This is a genomic window from Gemmatimonadota bacterium (assembly GCA_040388625.1).
Taxonomy (GTDB): domain Bacteria; phylum Gemmatimonadota; class Gemmatimonadetes; order Gemmatimonadales; family Gemmatimonadaceae; genus Fen-1247.
The window spans coordinates 340,470-356,489 of the sequence record JAZKBK010000003.1; the positions used below are offsets into that span (position 1 = coordinate 340,470).

At 62.3% G+C, this 16,020-nt stretch carries 17 protein-coding genes; 7 read left to right on the forward strand and 10 right to left on the reverse strand.

Annotated features, from left to right (window positions below; translation table 11 throughout):
- The first annotated feature begins 35 nt into the window (after positions 1-35).
- Positions 36-713 (forward strand): Bax inhibitor-1/YccA family protein, encoded by a 678-nt coding sequence (locus V4529_07130; protein MES2358102.1) that lies wholly within the window; start codon positions 36-38, stop codon positions 711-713.
- An 81-nt stretch (positions 714-794) separates the two neighbouring features.
- On the opposite strand, the gene V4529_07135 is transcribed toward V4529_07130, so the two are convergent.
- Complete coding sequence (locus V4529_07135) at positions 795-1,088, reverse strand: 4a-hydroxytetrahydrobiopterin dehydratase (GenBank protein ID MES2358103.1); 294 nt, start codon at positions 1,086-1,088, stop codon at positions 795-797.
- A gap of 7 nt (positions 1,089-1,095) precedes the next feature.
- On the opposite strand from V4529_07135, the gene V4529_07140 reads away from it, so the two are divergent.
- Positions 1,096-1,806, forward strand: a complete 711-nt coding sequence (locus tag V4529_07140) for a hypothetical protein (protein ID MES2358104.1) — start codon at positions 1,096-1,098, stop codon at positions 1,804-1,806.
- Here V4529_07140 and V4529_07145 read toward each other — a convergent pair.
- The 4 genes from V4529_07145 to V4529_07160 form a co-directional block, all read right to left on the reverse strand.
- Positions 1,757-3,304 (reverse strand): hypothetical protein, encoded by a 1,548-nt coding sequence (locus tag V4529_07145; protein MES2358105.1) that lies wholly within the window; start codon positions 3,302-3,304, stop codon positions 1,757-1,759. The genes V4529_07140 and V4529_07145 overlap by 50 nt on opposite strands.
- 26 nt (positions 3,305-3,330) lie before the next feature.
- Complete coding sequence (locus tag V4529_07150; protein ID MES2358106.1) at positions 3,331-3,960, reverse strand: hypothetical protein; 630 nt, start codon at positions 3,958-3,960, stop codon at positions 3,331-3,333.
- A gap of 75 nt (positions 3,961-4,035) precedes the next feature.
- Positions 4,036-4,482, reverse strand: coding sequence for a hypothetical protein (locus tag V4529_07155; GenBank protein ID MES2358107.1), 447 nt, complete (start codon positions 4,480-4,482; stop codon positions 4,036-4,038).
- Entirely contained in the window at positions 4,482-5,042 is a 561-nt protein-coding gene (locus tag V4529_07160) for a sigma-70 family RNA polymerase sigma factor (GenBank protein MES2358108.1), read from the reverse strand. Before V4529_07160 ends, V4529_07155 begins: the two co-directional genes overlap by 1 nt.
- A 166-nt stretch (positions 5,043-5,208) precedes the next feature.
- Between V4529_07160 and V4529_07165 the strand changes: the two genes are divergently transcribed.
- The 5 genes from V4529_07165 to V4529_07185 are packed head-to-tail and all read left to right on the forward strand — an operon-like array spanning position 5,209 to position 8,618.
- Positions 5,209-5,901, forward strand: coding sequence for a hypothetical protein (locus V4529_07165; protein ID MES2358109.1), 693 nt, complete (start codon positions 5,209-5,211; stop codon positions 5,899-5,901).
- On the forward strand, positions 5,898-7,046 hold the full coding sequence (locus tag V4529_07170; protein ID MES2358110.1) for an ArgE/DapE family deacylase: 1,149 nt from the start codon (positions 5,898-5,900) through the stop codon (positions 7,044-7,046). Before V4529_07165 ends, V4529_07170 begins: the two co-directional genes overlap by 4 nt.
- A 57-nt stretch (positions 7,047-7,103) precedes the next feature.
- Positions 7,104-7,322, forward strand: coding sequence for a hypothetical protein (locus tag V4529_07175; GenBank protein ID MES2358111.1), 219 nt, complete (start codon positions 7,104-7,106; stop codon positions 7,320-7,322).
- A complete protein-coding gene (locus tag V4529_07180) occupies positions 7,315-7,935 on the forward strand; it encodes a ribonuclease H (protein ID MES2358112.1) in 621 nt (206 codons plus the stop codon). Before V4529_07175 ends, V4529_07180 begins: the two co-directional genes overlap by 8 nt.
- Complete coding sequence (locus V4529_07185) at positions 7,923-8,618, forward strand: zinc ribbon domain-containing protein (GenBank protein MES2358113.1); 696 nt, start codon at positions 7,923-7,925, stop codon at positions 8,616-8,618. The genes V4529_07180 and V4529_07185 overlap by 13 nt, the downstream gene beginning before the upstream one ends.
- Positions 8,619-8,759: 141 nt before the next feature.
- On the opposite strand, the gene V4529_07190 is transcribed toward V4529_07185, so the two are convergent.
- From V4529_07190 to V4529_07210, 5 genes are read right to left on the reverse strand one after another with little or no spacing between them, the layout of a single operon-like run.
- Positions 8,760-10,061 carry an NAD(P)/FAD-dependent oxidoreductase gene (locus V4529_07190; protein ID MES2358114.1) on the reverse strand — a complete coding sequence of 434 codons (1,302 nt, stop codon included), beginning with the start codon at positions 10,059-10,061 and terminating at the stop codon, positions 8,760-8,762.
- A gap of 12 nt (positions 10,062-10,073) precedes the next feature.
- Positions 10,074-11,738, reverse strand: a complete 1,665-nt coding sequence (locus tag V4529_07195; protein MES2358115.1) for an iron ABC transporter permease — start codon at positions 11,736-11,738, stop codon at positions 10,074-10,076.
- Entirely contained in the window at positions 11,735-12,787 is a 1,053-nt protein-coding gene (locus V4529_07200) for an ABC transporter ATP-binding protein (protein ID MES2358116.1), read from the reverse strand. Before V4529_07200 ends, V4529_07195 begins: the two co-directional genes overlap by 4 nt.
- Complete coding sequence (locus V4529_07205) at positions 12,784-13,821, reverse strand: extracellular solute-binding protein (protein MES2358117.1); 1,038 nt, start codon at positions 13,819-13,821, stop codon at positions 12,784-12,786. The genes V4529_07200 and V4529_07205 overlap by 4 nt, the downstream gene beginning before the upstream one ends.
- Positions 13,818-16,019, reverse strand: a complete 2,202-nt coding sequence (locus V4529_07210) for a PIG-L family deacetylase (protein MES2358118.1) — start codon at positions 16,017-16,019, stop codon at positions 13,818-13,820. Before V4529_07210 ends, V4529_07205 begins: the two co-directional genes overlap by 4 nt.
- Position 16,020: the final 1 nt, after the last annotated feature.

Below are 16,020 nucleotides of genomic sequence, written 5' to 3' on the forward strand. Positions count from 1 at the left end.
TTGTTGCAGTCTCTTCCTTTCAATCGGAGCCTTTGATGGGTTTCTCACTTCCCGTCACTTCCGGCCTTGTCCGGACCGGCGAGGAGCGCGCGCAGCTCGTCCGCCGTACGTACTCGCTGGTTTTCGTCAGCGTGCTGGTCACGGTTGTCGGCGCAACCTACGCGATGTCGAACCAGTACATCCTGGATCAGATCACCCAGCATCGGTGGCTGTCGATGGCGGCCGTGTTCGTGCCGCTTCTCGTTGCCCAGGGAGCCCGGAATCGCTTTCCCCTGAACATCGCGATGGTGCTGCTGTTCTCGTTCGCGATGGGCGCGCTGATCGGGCCGGTGATAGTCCTCAGCACACGCGGCGGCACCGAGCTCGTAACGCAGGCCGCGACGATCACGCTGGGGGCCTTCGGGATACTCACGCTTTACGCGTTCGTCAGCCGGCGTGACTTCTCCGCATGGGGCAGCTTCTTCGTCGTCGGCCTGTGGGTGCTGATCGCGACGTCGCTGCTGAGCATGTTCTTCGGCAACGCCACGAGTGAGCTCTGGCTCGCCGGCGGAACCGTGCTGGTCTTCAGCGGCTTGCTCGTGTTCGATACGTGGCGCCTGCGCAACGTGTACGGACCCGAGGATTACGTCATGGCAGCCCTGCAGATCTATCTCGATCTGCTCAACATGTTCCTGGCGGTTCTCCGCCTGCTTGGCGGCGGCCGGCGCAGCTAGACCGGCGGCTCCGTACACAAAAGGCGCGTCCAGCTGGACGCGCCTTTTGTGTATGGGCAGACCCTTGTGTCTGCCCAGCCTTTACCGAGTTGCCGCGAACTCTATCTCGTTCGCCATATTGAGATCCTTCTGCGTGATGCCACCTGCGTCGTGGGTCGTCAGCAGGCAGGTGATCCTGGTGTAACGAATGTCGATGTCGGGATGGTGCTGCGCCGCTTCTGCCGCTTCCGCGACGCGCGCCACGAAGGCGATGGCATCCGGAAAGGTCTCGAACTGAAACGTTTTGGAAAGCACATCACCCTTCCGGGCCCAGCCTGGGAGCGACCCAAGCCCCCGCTGAACCGCGATGTCCGACAACCGCTCAGGACGCTCCATATTTTTCATGATCCTTGCCCCCAAACGTTTGAGTGGGATCTTCGTTTCAGTCGTGCTGGTACTCGCATCCGCCGCTCCGGTTTCAGCGCAGACGATGCGCGAATCGATCTTCACGCTCACGCCGCACTGCACCTTCGCCTGCCAGTCACCGCCGCTAGCGCCAGATTCGACGAATCATACTACATCCAGACACTATTGGCGCAATCTCGCCGCCGGCTTTGCAGCCAGCATCCTCGCGCACGAGGCGGGCCACGTCGGAATGTCCTACGCCCTCGGCGCGCACCCCACCTTCGGCTTCCTGGATGGCAAACCGACCGTCTATTCCGGAATCGACGCCACCCGGGACCCGCACAAGCAATTCCTCTTCTCCAGCGCCGGCCTCGACGTGCAGGCGATAATGGATGAGGCGATCCTGGACATCCCGCACCAGCGCGGTGGCGCGTTCGAGCGCGGTATTCTCGCCGGCGGAATTGCCACGGCCTACTTCTACGCGACATTCGGACGCAACGCGCCGAACAGCGACATCACCTACATGGCGAGCACGTCATCGCTGAGCCGGACGACTGCATCGCTCATATACGCCGGCCTTGCGACCATTCAGACGATCCGCATCGCGCACGACGGACACTACGCAAACTTCTTCCTGCGTCCTTCATCGAACGGCGCAATCAATGTTGGAGTCGCGCTGCTCCCGGACGACCGGTTGCAGGAGAAGTAGCAGCGGGCGCAACAGTGGAATCGGGCCGCGCGGTCGTATCGGCAGCCCACACTGCGCCATCCGCCGTCCGTACTACCTGATGAAGTCCGATGTCGCGCGCGAGCGTCTCGGGCGCGACAAAGTCAGGGCTGCGCTCATCGAATGCGACGACGTACCCGTGATCGGCGCGTATCCGCTCTGCGAAGCCTGACATGTCGCCCGGATCCGCGCTATCGGGAAGCTCACGCGCAATCCGGTTCGCGTGGAAATACAACGCCGGCGGCCAGTTGGAGTAGAGCGGCCGGCCGGCTGCGTTGGCGCGAACCCAGGCGGTGAGCGGCGAATTGCGCCAGCTCGTGTTGGCGAAGTCGCTTCCTTCCGTCGTCGCGTACACCGCGTCATTCACCGTCGCTGTTGCCGTCGCACCAAGCCAGACGAGCGCGACTGCTGCAATTGCGACGCGTACTGGCAAATGATATGCGCGCCACCAGTATCCGATCGCGGCGACGGCCTCTATCTCGATAAGCACGATCAACGGTGCCAGAATGCGCCAGTCGAACGGGATCGTGCCGCCGACGAACGCGCGAGACGCGACGATGACAGCGACGTAGCACGCGCCGAGCAATGAGGTGGCGCCGAGCAGGGCGGACACTCCGCCGACACGAAGCTGCTTGAGACGGTTACCAGAAGTGTCGCTCGCCGCCATGATGACGAACGCGGACAGGGCGACCGTCAGAACCAGCGCGAGCGCCCGTTGGAGCGTTCCGTCCGAGAGTAGCGGGGCAAGCCATTCCGCAAGTGTGTCGCGGGCTTGAACGACGGTGTCACTCCAGCCGCCATACACGTGCAACTTGGGCGTCGCGTGGCGATCCGGGACCATGGCGGTACGCGCGAACCACAGCGTGAGTGCGATGAACGGCAGGAACGCGACGGTGGTTGCGCGGCGCACGCGTGCGCGAAAATCGCGCTGCGAGTCAAAGAGTGTCCAGATCACTGCGGCCGCGGGCGCGGATGCACCGGCGTATCGCACCATTACGGTTGCGGTCGCGATCACGCTCAGAAGGATGAGACGGTCGCGCGCGTAGACCATCACGAACAGCAGCAACAGCATCAACGCGATGAACAGCGGCTCGCTCAACACCGAGAGGTACGTATCGAACACAGCCTGCGTCACGAAGATCACGACAGCACCTGCCACGCCGGCGAAAATACCGAGCGGACCTGAGATGAGCAGAACTATCGTTGCTGCAGTTACAGCGGCGGCGGCGACATTGATCCAGCGTGCCGACTGCACCGGCGACGCACCGAGGAATACCGGCACCGCTATCGCCGCTGGAAAGCCGGGTGGCCACAGGGAAAGCGAGGACGTGGAATCGGTCCGTTCCCACTCCGCTGTCGGGACGCGCATGCGGCCACTACGCACCAGAGACGTCGCCGCACCCATGTACGCCATCGAGTCCGGGTCCAGGCCGGGACCCGGCGAGCTGGTCGAGAGAAAAACGAGGGCCGCGGCAATCACCGCGGCCCCAAGTACAGTCAGTGATTTCAGATGCGTGGGGAATTGGAATTCGGCATCGTGTCTCGCTTGGGCATGGTGTCCTTCTTCGGCATCGTATCGCGACGCGGCGTCATCGGCATCATCGGCATTGTTGATATCGTATCGCGCTTCGCGGTCGTGTCAAGCGGTGGCTTCGCAGGCATGACTCCGCTAGACGTATCGACAGGCGCTGTCGTGCTGTCGTGTTTCGGAACCGCCATGGGGTTCGTCACGGCATGTGACGGCGTCATCGGCGTGGCCTTGTTCAGATCCACCTTGCCGGCAGTCGTATCCGTGGTCGTGCTCGATCCACTGATTCCGCCGGCACTCATGCTGCCGCCACTGGCGCCCGAACGAGCCATCCTGAGGGTGGGATCCGGGATTCCATTCCCGAACCCGATGTTCATCGCGGCGAGCATCGACTTGGCGTCGGTCGCACCCGAGTACTTGCTCGCGCATTTTTGGACCGCCGCGCGCGTGGTGGCGTCCATCCTTCCGGTAACGTGCGTCACACCGCAGCCGTCGTCCCGCAGCTGTTGCTGCAATGCGATCGTCTCCACGCGTGGGAGCCCCTGTGCAAACGCCGGAGCGGTGCAACATACGGCGACCGCGCAGGCGCCAAGCAAACTGTACTTCATGTAAGCCTCCAGAGGAGTGTGTCATGCGCCTAAACCGCGCTATTTCCTCCAGCCGGCAAACGACGGGCCCAAAAGCTATTTGAGCACCGCATGGGCGATGATCGCCCCGAGAGTGAGAAGTACAGCAGCCGCGACAAACATCACTGCCGGATTCATACTTATCGAACGCTTGTACCAGGGACGATGACTGCGGTAGGTATCGTCCGGAAGCGAGTCCATGATCCGTTTATGGACGTACAGCGGCGTGGTGCGGCTACGCAGCGTTTCCGCCTCGTCGTGGATCTTCGTCCAGAGGTCCACAGCATCGTTGCCGCCCGGCGTTGCACGGACCATTGAGATGCTGACATCGCCGTCGAGCCATTGATGCAACAACGCAGTCCCGCCGCTGTTCGGGATCGGAACTTCGCGATCCGGCGTGTGGTGCGTAAGCGCACCATTGTTGTCGCTCGGCCTCGACCTGGGCGGCTGATAGCCCAGTTCCGGGTCAGACTGCTCGTCTGGAGTGTGCAGGTCATCGTACATCACGCGTATTTCCCCTCAAGCAGGTGCTGGAGTGCCTCGCGCGCCCTGTGAACACGCATCTTGAGGGCTCCAACCGTTGTGCGCAGCAGTTCCGCCATTTCCTCGTACGACCGTCCTTCCACGTGCTTCATCACAAAAGCTTCACGAAGGGCAGGCGCAAGAGCAGCGAGCGCCACTTCGAGATCCGTCCGCAATTCGTTGCGATCCAGCTCCTCTTCGGGCGTCGAATATGAGGACGGTTGATCGTCCTCTTCGTAACTGACGTGGGAGCGGCGAATGTTCTTGAGCCAATCCTTGCAAGCATTGGCTACGATGCGGAACACCCACGCATCGAACCTGCCACGCACTTCGCCAAGATGTGCGTATGCTTTGATGAACGACTGCTGCAGAATGTCCTCTGCGACATCCGGACTACCCGTCATGCCGAGCGCGTGCCGGTACAGTGGATCGCTGTATCGGACAATCAGAAGCTCGAACGAGTCGCGTGACCCATTCAGTACGCGCTTGATGACCTCCTGGTCGAGGTCAGCCTGGTCGACCTGTCCGGTCGCAGAGGTCACGGATGTTACCTGCGGTTACCTGATTGGCATGAAATACGCCTATTCCGGCCATAATATCCACTAATAGGCGATACTACGCCACCCCGAAGCGTCAATGGGTTGCGAAAGTGTTGAAAAATCATATACTTAGCGCGGTTTACACCCATCTTCATTCAATTAGCCGCCCATGGCAGATAAGTCAGTGACGCCTGAGGTCACGCCGGAAGAACTGGCGACCCCGGCGGCTCCAACGGTTCCTCCCCCTCCCAAGCGTAGCCCGGGTCACCGCGGCGCAGACGTGAAGGATACGGTAGCGGAGATGACCGCCAAGGCTCATGAAATTAGTCTCGAGGCGGGCAGCAAGATGGCCGCCGCGATGAAAGATGTTGTAAACGCGGCCGCGGGGCTCACCGGTTTCGTTCTGGAGAGCGCGCGCGACCTCGTCCAGTACATGGTCCGTCGCGGCCAGATGACCCAGGAGGAAGCCGACAAGCTCATCCGCCAGGCCGAAGAGGCTCAGGTGGGTCGCCCGGCTCCTCCACCGCGCGCGCCAGAGCCGGAGCCGGCCCCCAAGGTGGTTGCGGCCCCGGTGGCCGCTCCAGCAGCCCCAGTGCCCACGCCACCGGCACAGGCGGCAGCGCCGCCTGCAGCTCCGCCAGCTCCCGCCCACAAGCCAGAGCCGAAACCGGCTGCGAAGCCCGCTGCTCCGGCCCCGGCCCCGGCCAAGGCAAAAGCGCCCGCTCCCAAGCCGGCCGCGAAGACCGCTGCCAAGCCGGCAGCCAAGAAGTCAGCGGCCCGCACTGCTCACAAGTCCGATAACGTGGTCGCGAAGAAAGCTGCGAAGCCCGCACACAAAAAGGCGACTCCAAAGCGTAAATGAAGCCGGCCGAGTTGGCCGCCGCGCTGATCGAGTTCGATTCCCGTAATCCGTCGTTGGCGCCTGATGCTCCTGGTGAGCATCAGGTCGCTTTGTTTCTGGCCGGAATTCTCGAAGGATGGGGTTTCAAGGTCGAGCTGCACGAAGTCGTGCCCGGCCGATCCAATCTCGTCGCGCGGGCCGGCAGATCGCTCCCGAATGCCCGTTCCCTGATGCTGAACGGCCACCTCGACGTGGTCGGAGTCGAGCGGATGAGCCACCCCCCATTCAGGCCGGACATCCTCGAGGGGAACATGTACGGCCGCGGTTCAGCAGACATGAAGGGCGGCATCGCTGCGATGTGCATCGCGGCCCGTGACGCAGACCAGCGGGGGATCGACGGCGAAGTCGTGATCGCAGCCGTCATCGACGAGGAGTACGAAAGCCTCGGCACACGTGCGCTCATTGCATCCGGCGTGCGGGCTGATGCTGCGGTGATTGCGGAGCCGACGCGACTCTCGCTCTGTCCCGCACATCGTGGCTTCGTGTGGGCACGACTCGATGTGCGCGGCCGCGCGGCTCACGGTAGCCGCTACGACCTCGGTGTCGATGCGATCACGCATGCCGCGCTGATCATCGCCGAGCTGGACCGGATGCAGAGCCGGAGCATGTCGCGGCACACCCATCCGCTGCTTGGCCGCGGCTCGCTGCACGCGTCGCTCATATCAGGTGGAAGCGGCATCTCCACCTATCCGGAGCTGTGTACCGTCGAGATCGAGCGACGCACACTGCCGGGCGAGACAGAGCGCACATTTCTGGACGAGCTGGCATCGGTGACGGCGATGGTGCGGAATACGCATCCGGACCTGGACGTGGACATCACCATTACCACCTCGCAGCTCGCGAGCGACGTATCACGTGATGCTCCGGTCATGACCGAGATGCTCGACGCGCTGAGGCATGAGCGGCTGCCGCTGCGCGTCGAGGGCTTGAGCGCGTGGACCGACGCGGCACTGCTCAACGAAGCGGGAATTCCGGCGATCTGCTTCGGGCCAGGTGACATCGCGCTCGCCCATTCGGCGACCGAATATCTGCCACTCGCCGAGTTGGACGCGGCGAGTCGCGTCCTGACTCGTTTCGTCGATTCGTGGTGTAACAGCAGCCGCTGAGCGGATTCGTCGCGCATCGTGCGACACGGAACGACAGCGTCCGATTAGTATCGTTAGATGCAACTCTCGACCAGACAGTACAACTTGCTGGAGCGCGCCATCGCCGATGGCCTTCGGATCGTCGTCTACCGGCGTGGATCGGAATTCGTCGTCCGGCCGGAGTCGCTCGGCCTTCGCGCGGGACGTGAGGCCATCGAGACGATTCAGCCAGCAACGGGAGACCACATGACGATCTATCTCGACGATCTGGAAGGCTTCGAGATTGTCGATGCCTGAAACGCCCGACGAGATAATCGCGGTCTTTGCGGACGAATCCTGTCTCGGAAACGGCCGCGAAGGCGACAACGCCGGCGGTGCTGGCGGGTTGATCGAGTGGAAGAGTCCGGCAACGGGCCAGATCGTGCGATGGGATTACTGGATCAGCGAGCCGGCGACGACCAATAACCGCATGGCCCTCCGATCGGTAATCGAAGCTTTTCGCGGCATCTCGGCGAAGCGGAAGCGATTCGCTGTAGTATTCACCACGGATTCCAGATACATCGTCGACGGGATGACGAGTTGGGTGCATGGCTGGGCGAAGCAGGGATGGAAGCGCAAGAGCGGTCCGATCGAGAACCTGGAGCTCTGGAAGGAAGCGCTCCGCGCGCTCGGCCCGCATCACTGTGAATGGCGCTGGGTGCGCGGGCACAATGGACAGCCGCAGAACGAATACGCCAATCATCTCGCCACAAGAGCCGCCGCAGCGCAGAACTCTTCCGGCGGACTGGTCGAGTCGGGCTTCGACGCCTGGCTCATCGAGCACGGAGGGACTGGCGTGACGACGCAAACGATTGCACCATTTCCGAACCACGAAACGTTCAAGGGGAAGCACCGAGAATGGACGATCTAGATCGCCTCTATCGCAGACTGGTACACAACATCCGCGCGACGCGTCCGGAATACCTCAAGATTCCGTTCAGCGTGCGTGAGCTGTACGAGCAGATCGTTCCATATCGCCACAATCGCCGCGAGCTGGCGATCGAGACCAACGACGATTACGAAACAGCGGTCGCGCGGCTTCTTTCGGGCGAGCGCAATTATGTGACCGCTGATCCCGCGATGCAGGAGTCGCTGCAGCGCGAGCTCGCGTCACCCACCGGCGATCCTGGTGTGTTCAAGGATTACGCGAATGCGACGCTGACACTGACGGCTGCCGCGGAATCGGCGCTGACACCCGTGCCACCGACAGCGGGTTCCGGAATGAATACTCCGGCTTCGGTATCGGAGCGTGAGGAATCGCATCGTGAGATGACACCGGGTCAGAGCGCTGTCGCGGCCTTCGACGCGATGTCGCCCGCCGCCGTCGCGCCCGAAGTTCCCACGGCGCCGGTCCCCAGTTTGCTTGAATCTCTGTCGGCGATCGACGTTCCAACCGGATGTCGTTTCTGCGGTGGCACGCTACCGGAGGGACGCGAGACCAACTACTGCCCTCACTGCGGCGAGAATCTTCGCACGCGCCGCTGTCCGGCGTGCGGGTCGGAGATGGATACTTCGTGGAAATTCTGTGTGACGTGCGGGAGAGCAGCGACGTAGGGACTGCCGCGCAGCCGCATCGTCAATGCTTCTCGTATAGCCGGCGTAATCGATCACCAAGCACTGAATCGCTCCGGATGACGGTCACTGTTACGCCTGCACAGACAAATAGCTACCGCGAGCGCCGTTCATTCGCTGTAGTTAGCGTTGCACCGCCGAGCGCGCGGTCTCGGTGATCAAACGCGCGCCACGCTGATACGTGAAGTACGCGTAGGCCCACTGCAGCAGCACACTCAGTCTGTTGCGGAAGCCGATGAGATACGTGATGTGGATTCCGAGCCACAGGAACCACGCGAGCCGTCCACCGACCTGGATCTTCCCGCCGAACAGGTTCGCGATCGCCTTTCCGCGGCCGATCGTCGCGAGGTCGCCCTTGTTGAAATAGTTGAAGTCGGAGCGCGGCCGTCTTTCAATGGTTGCTATTATGTTCCTCGCCGCGACGCGACCTTCCTGCATTGCGACCTGCGCGACGCCTGGCGCAGGCTGACCGTTCTTCTGTAGTGCGTGCGCAAGATCACCGATGACAAACACGTTGGGATGGCCCGGGATCGAGAGATCGCGTTCCACTATCACCTGCCCGGTTTTTGTAAGCGGCACACCAAGTGACTTCGCCACCGGTGATGCAACGTTTCCGGCAGCCCAGAATACGGAACGTGTCCTGATCTTGTGGTCGCCAACGTAAACTGTATCAGGCTCGATACGCGTCACCGCCGACGACGTTCGCACATCGACGCGCAGCTCGCCGAGGTCACGCGCAGCGCGCGCAGCGAGCCGCTCGGGGAACGCCGGTAGGATGCGACTTCCCGCTTCGAGCAGAATGACCGATGTGTCACGGGTATCGACGTGCCGGAAGTCCCTGCGCATTCCGTGCGCGATCTCCTGCATCACGCCTGCAAGCTCGCAACCGGTTGGGCCGGCACCGACGATCACGAAGGTCAGCCACGCATCACGTTCTTCCGGAGTCGCTGCGCGGTCCGCTTCCTCGAACGCGAGTAGAAAGCGTCGCCGGATCTCCAGCGCATCTTCAACGGCTTTCAATCCCGGCGCGAGCTTCTCCCATTCCGGATGGGCGAAATACGAGTGCCGAGTGCCGCACGCCACAATGAGATAGTCATACGGGACTTCGAAATCCTGCTTGAGTCTCGATGGGTCGGCACACTTCACGATCCGCGCATTCACGTCGACCTCGCGCACCTCGGCGAGCTCCACGCTGGTATTTGCCTGATTTCGCAGTACGTGCCTGATTGCGGCGGCGATGTCGCTCGGCGCGAGCGATGCGGTCGCCACCTGATACAACAATGGCTGAAAGAGATGATGGTTCGTCTTGTCGAGCACCGTCACTCGGGCCTTGACTCGGCCCAGTTTTTTTGCCGCGAGCAATCCGCCAAAGCCTCCGCCTATGATGACGATGCGCGGTAGCTTTTCTGTCTCTTCCTGATCCACGAAATCACATCCTTATTGCATCCGTGATTCTGCAAAGCGTGCGGCGAGCGCCATTATGAGCACCAGACCGATCAACAACGCGCTGTACGCCGACGCGGTGCCAAAAGCGTATGAGCGAAGTTGAGCGAGTATCTCGATCGATATGGGTCGGTTTCCATGCGTGTACAACACGATGCTCGCGACAAACTCCCCGACTGCGGTAACACATGCGAGTAAGGCGCCTGCGACGATACCTGGTCGCGCCGCCGGCAGCACCACGCGCCGCACTGCCATCCACCACGAAGCACCGAGCCCCCGCGCAGCTGGCTCCAGCGAAGGATCCATCTGCTTGAGCGATCCCTCTACCGCCTGCGATACGAGTGGGATGTCACGCACGAAATACGCCAGCGGCAGGATCCAGAACGTGCCAACCAGCAGTACCTTGCCCATCGAAAGGTCGTTCTTGTTGAACGTGGCAAGGAGGCCGAGCGCGATCGCCGTTCCCGGGATTGCCCATGGCAGCGCGACGAGCGCTTCCAGCAATCGGCGTCCGCTGAACTTGCGCGTCACGATCAGGTACGCCCCCGCAACGCAGAACACCACGTTGCCTGCAGTCGCCAGCAGCGACATGACGATGCTGTTCCGGATCGGTGTCCAGAGCTGGTTCTCGGTGAACAATCCCGCATAGTTGTGGGTGGTGTATTCCGGCGGCAATACCTGCGTCGTCCACGCTCCGTCCTTGGCGAAGGACACGAGCACGATCATGAGATGCGGCAACACCAGCACGAGTACTATGAGGGCGGCCGAGGTCGCGAGCCCGATACGTGCCCATCGCGACCGAACGGGCTGGCGACTGGCGCCGCCCTTTCCCGCAGCAACGTAGGCTCGCTTCCCCTCGAGCCACCGGAACAGCAACAATCCGGCAACTGCACTTATCGCAAGCACCGTCGTCTCGACGTACGCCAGACCGATTGCGTCGTTCAGCTTCGAGTTGAGGATTTGCGTCGACAGCACTCGCACGCCGCCGCCGAACACGTATGGAGCGGAGAACGAGCCGAGCGCGCTCATGAAAACGAGCAACGCCGAACCCGCGATGGCAGGGGTGAGCAGCGGAAGCGTCACGCGAGTCAGGCGGCGAAGCGTTCCCGCGCCAAGACCGATCGCTGCCTCGTCAAGCGACGCTTCATAGCGCTCGAGACCCGCGGATACGAACAGATACACATATACGTACATGGTGTACGCGTGTATGAAGATGATCGCGCCGATTCCATTCAGGTGCCACGGAACATCCTTCAGACGAAGTGCGATCTGTACCCCTCTCGTAATCACTCCCGTATCGCCGTACAGAAAGAGAAACGAGATGACACCCACCAGTGGCGGCAGCGCAGCCGGAAGCAGGGCCGCTGCGCGCAGTACCGTTCGTCCCGGAAAGTCGAATCGCGTGAGAAGAAATGCCAGCGGCACGCCGATCGCAAGCGACGCAGCAACCGAGGCAACGGCGATGATTATGCTGTTCTTGAGTGCCTCGACATCGGACGGCGATTCCGCAAACTCGCGCCAGTGGCCCATGCTGCCCATGATCACTGCAACGTTCGGATAGATAACCGTCCAAACCAGTATGAGCAGCAGCGGCAGTGCCGCCAGCGTCGCCATTCGCTCGGCGCGGCTGCGTCCGCCGAACCACACTGGCACGGTCACGGCACCATCGGAACCGGGCGCGTCACACGCACCGTAACCGCGGCACCGGTTTCGATACGCTCGCGCGACGCCACGTCGAACACGATGTCCCCGTCCAGTCGCAGCCGGTAAACGAACTGCGCGCCAGCGAATCGTCGAGCGATCACCGCCGCGTTCCATTGATCGCCACCGTCGTCGCGGGCGATCTCGACGGCTTCCGGACGGAGTACCACAGCACCGGTTCCACCGTCGGCAATACCGGTGAACGAGCTCAATTCCACGCGGTGCATCGCACCGGCAATAGACACGCTCGCAAAATCACCGGTGCGACGCGCCGGTATAAGTGTCGCATGCCCGATGAACATCGCGACGTCGCGAGTCGCCGGCCTGTCGTAGAGATCTTCCGGTGACCCGTCCTGCAGTACGCGCCCGCGCGATAGCAGCACTATTCTGTCAGCGATGGCAAATGCGTCGTCCTGATCGTGCGTGACGAACAGCGCCGGCGCCTTTGACTCCTTGAGCGTCGTACGCAGCTCGTCGCGCGTGCTCTGTCGCAGCGTTGGATCCAGGTTGGACAGTGGCTCGTCCAGCAGCAGCAGGCGGGGCTCGATCACGGCTGCGCGAGCGAGCGCAACGCGTTGCTGCTCGCCGCCGGAAAGCTGCTGCACCATACGTGTGCCCTTTCCACCGAGTCCCACGCGATCGAGCGCCGCACTGGCGCGCTGCATGCGCTCCGAACGGCTCACACCGCGCGCCTCGAGGCCGAATGCGACGTTTTCAGCGACTGACATGTGCGGAAACAGCGCGTAATGCTGGAACACCATGCCGAAGTCACGCTTCGACGGACCGAGCCGCGTTATGTCCTGACCATCGTACAGGACTCGCCCGGTATCAGCCTGCTCGTAACCGGCGACGATTCGGAGGGTCGTCGTCTTGCCCGAGCCTGACGCGCCTACCAGCGCTACGAGCTCTCCCGGCTTCACCTCGAACGAAACGTGATCCACCGCCGTCTGACCGCTGAAGACGCGCACTATGCTGTCGACTACGAGCCCGGCACCGCTTCCGCTCATCCGCGCTTCCTGATGTGTGCGTCCCAATATCTCATCCACTCGTTCAGGTGCTGCGCCAGCAAGGCGCCGTCGACCGGCATCGGCTTGATCTGTTTCATCGCTGTCTGAATCCATGCAGGCAGCGAGTCAGTCGGAATGTCCGTGCGTGCGGGGATGCGCAGGAATTGCCGAGCAGCCTCGAGCTGTGCGTGTTGGCTCGTTACGAATTCATAGTACAGCTTCGCCTCGCGCGGATGCTTGGTGCCGCGCACGATTGCGATCGCATCCACCAGCAGCGGTGTCCCGCTACGCGGTATCACGTAGTCGATCGGGATCCCCACGCGATCCCGCATCGTCGCCACATCGGGCATGTCCCAGAGCGTTATCAAACCTTCACGACTCTTCAGCTTCTGGTACAGAATCGTGGGGTTGAGCACGTACTCCTTGGTATTTGCGTCGAGCCGTCGCAGCCAGTCGTAGCCGCGCTGCGGTGATCCGGTCTCTGTAACGCTCTTGGCTATGATCGCCCCGAATATCGCGCGCATCGTACCCGATGCGATCGGATCGCGTATGATCACCTTGCCGCGCCACTTGGGATCGAGCACGTTGTCCCAGTCCTGCGGTGCACTGTCGCGCGGGATCGCGTCGCCGTTGTAGGCGATCACTTCCGGTGTGAGGTATGTGCCGTACCAGAGATCGTGCGCGTCGTGCGCCTCCGCCGGAACATCACCCGCCCACGTTGGTCGATAGGGCTGCAGCAGATTTTCCTTCGCGGCACGCTCGAACGACTCCGATGGTGCGCCGAACCAGACGTCTGCCTGCGGGTTTACAGACTCGCCACGAATGCGGTCGAGAACTTCCTGCGACCCCATGTCCACCCACTGTACGTCGATGGTGGGATGCGCCTTCTCGAATTCCGTCTCGTAGTATTTGAGCAGATCGATCCCGTGCGGCGAATACACCGTAAGCACGGTTCGATTGTCGTGCACGCAGGACCCAAGCATCGCCGCGGCTACTGCGCAGACGATGCCTCCCGCCAGGCGACGGAGCGTCACCGCAGCAGGTTTGCGAATATGCGCGCGCCGCCCGGTACAGCGGCCGGAAGTTGGCGAAACAGAGCGAGCGTCACGTACGTATAGCGTCCCTTGCCAACCTGCGCCGTTAGAAGTCCTGCGCTGTTGGGTTCTTCATCGGGATCGTTCATGCGCAGTGCAGTCGAATAGCGCGAATCGAAAGTGCTCGGCATGTACGTCGCGCGTTCCTGCACCCAGCCTGTGAAATCCGCACTCGTGATCCTGTTCGGAGTATCGAGCAGCGCGCTTCGCGGCTCGATTATCGTCACCGGTGCATTCTCATCCGTCACACGCGCGGCGGGCCGGGCAAGCTTGATCGGGTACGGCATCACACCCGCCTGCTGCATCTCGTTCTGACCATACTGCACGACGAGATTGCCGCCGCGGCGTACGTAGTTCATCAGATACGAGTTGTTGTCGATCAACAGCTGGTTGGCCTGATACGCTCGTGGACCCACCACTATCGTGCTGAAACGCGACAGATCCGCTGTCGGCAGAGCAGTCGGATTCAGCTGCTGAACAGTCAGTCCGAGATCACGCAGCGCGTCTGCCACATTGTCCCCGACGCCCTGAACATATCCGATCAGCGCGTGAGCAGGTACGATCACGTTCACGGCCTGAATCGGCACCTCGGCCTTGCGGTACATCCGCTGGGGCGTGATGTGGCTGTAATCGATTGGAATGAATCCAATGCTGTCGCGCTGCATGCCATCCACAACTACAGCCCGCACCGCGTGAGTCCCTGCGGCAAGGCGGCCCGTCGCCCGGAATGTCACGATTCTCGTTTCGCCCGCGCCCAGCGTCACGGTACGCTGGCTGGAATCGGCCTGCATCCCGTTCGGCACTTCGAGTCGCACCTGCAACCTGTGCGCGGTCGGCCACGACGACCGGAGAGTCAGCTGAAACGTACGGTCGAGCGGCGCGCCGGCACGTGCAAGCTCCACATCTCGATCGAACGTGACAGATACTCCCGGCGCGGTAGCGAGCGGCTCCTCGATTTCTCCGCGCACGGGATCGGCGTAGCGATAAATCGCCGGCGTGCGCACGACGACTGGAGCCTGACCGGGCAGATTCACTGTCACGGGTACCCAACCGTCTCTCTCACGCGCATCATCCGAAATGGAATCGGATGCAGAGGCAAACAGATCTCCGACACGCGGGCGAACGAGCCAGTATGGCTGCGTCAGCTGCTCACCGTGGATGTACACCGTTCGCAGCGCGCTGCTGTCCACGGTACCGCTCCGGTACACTGCAATGTGCACCGCGACGCTGTCGCCCAGTGCGACGCGCGGCCGCTCGGCAACTGCCTCGACGTCGATGCCTGCATCGGCAAGCGCGACCCGATCGCGATCCGCCTGCGTCACGTCATGCGTGGTGTCGAGTCCCTCGAAGATCGACCGCTCGGATTGCGCAGGCGTCGCCGCATTCACGCGCGTCGCTTCGCGTCGCAGGTAATCGATGACTACGCCTTTACGGGCACTGCTGCCAAAGCCCTGTGACTTGTGCTGACTGCGGCTCTCAGCCGCAATCTCGGCGTACGTAAGCCCAAGTATTGGATCGTACTCGCCCACGTTCATCGAGATCGTGCCGTCCTCGCGAGAGAACCGCGCGCCCCGGTAGAACTTGGATACCGTCCACGGCTTCCCGAACTTGCTGACGGGAAAGCGCACCGTATCGGCCGCCGCGTCGTACACCTCGCGTGACAGAATTCCCGCCACCTGATGCTGCCCGTGTCCGTCACGCGGAGTTCCGGAGAATACCGACACGATGATCTGCGGCCGGAAACTCCGCACCACCTTGATCATGTCGCCGAGTACCGAGTCGCGCGGCCAGTGCGAGAAGCTCTCGGCCGCAGTCTTGGAGAAGCCGAAATCGTACGCGCGCGTGAAGTACTGGTGCGCACCGTCGATGCGTCTCGCAGCGAGCAACTCCTCCGTGCGAATCACACCGAGCGCTTCACCCAGCTCGTTGCCGATCAGGTTCTGTCCCCCATCACCCCGTGTGAGCGACAGATACGCAGTCTCGGCGCGATGACCGCGCGCAAGCCATGCGATCAGCTGCGTGTCCTCGTCATCCGGATGCGCGCCGATCACCAGCACGCGCGTATGCACTCCGGCCGCGGCCTTCGCTTCCGCCAACGCGACGATGCCGCGCCCCTGAGCATCCAGGAAACGCGGCATC

Bases quoted from the DNA above. Each gene is read 5' to 3' on its own strand.
- V4529_07140 (MES2358104.1), top strand. From the start codon at position 1,096: ATGATCCTTGCCCCCAAACGTTTGAGTGGGATCTTCGTTTCAGTCGTG.
- V4529_07170 (MES2358110.1), top strand. From the start codon at position 5,898: ATGAAGCCGGCCGAGTTGGCCGCCGCGCTGATCGAGTTCGATTCCCGT.
- V4529_07130 (MES2358102.1), top strand. From the start codon at position 36: ATGGGTTTCTCACTTCCCGTCACTTCCGGCCTTGTCCGGACCGGCGAG.
- V4529_07185 (MES2358113.1), top strand. From the start codon at position 7,923: ATGGACGATCTAGATCGCCTCTATCGCAGACTGGTACACAACATCCGC.
- V4529_07155 (MES2358107.1), bottom strand. From the start codon at position 4,482: ATGTACGATGACCTGCACACTCCAGACGAGCAGTCTGACCCGGAACTG.
- V4529_07165 (MES2358109.1), top strand. From the start codon at position 5,209: ATGGCAGATAAGTCAGTGACGCCTGAGGTCACGCCGGAAGAACTGGCG.
- V4529_07200 (MES2358116.1), bottom strand. From the start codon at position 12,787: ATGAGCGGAAGCGGTGCCGGGCTCGTAGTCGACAGCATAGTGCGCGTC.
- V4529_07180 (MES2358112.1), top strand. From the start codon at position 7,315: ATGCCTGAAACGCCCGACGAGATAATCGCGGTCTTTGCGGACGAATCC.
- V4529_07210 (MES2358118.1), bottom strand. From the start codon at position 16,019: ATGCCGCGTTTCCTGGATGCTCAGGGGCGCGGCATCGTCGCGTTGGCG.
- V4529_07150 (MES2358106.1), bottom strand. From the start codon at position 3,960: ATGAAGTACAGTTTGCTTGGCGCCTGCGCGGTCGCCGTATGTTGCACC.
- V4529_07175 (MES2358111.1), top strand. From the start codon at position 7,104: ATGCAACTCTCGACCAGACAGTACAACTTGCTGGAGCGCGCCATCGCC.
- V4529_07135 (MES2358103.1), bottom strand. From the start codon at position 1,088: ATGGAGCGTCCTGAGCGGTTGTCGGACATCGCGGTTCAGCGGGGGCTT.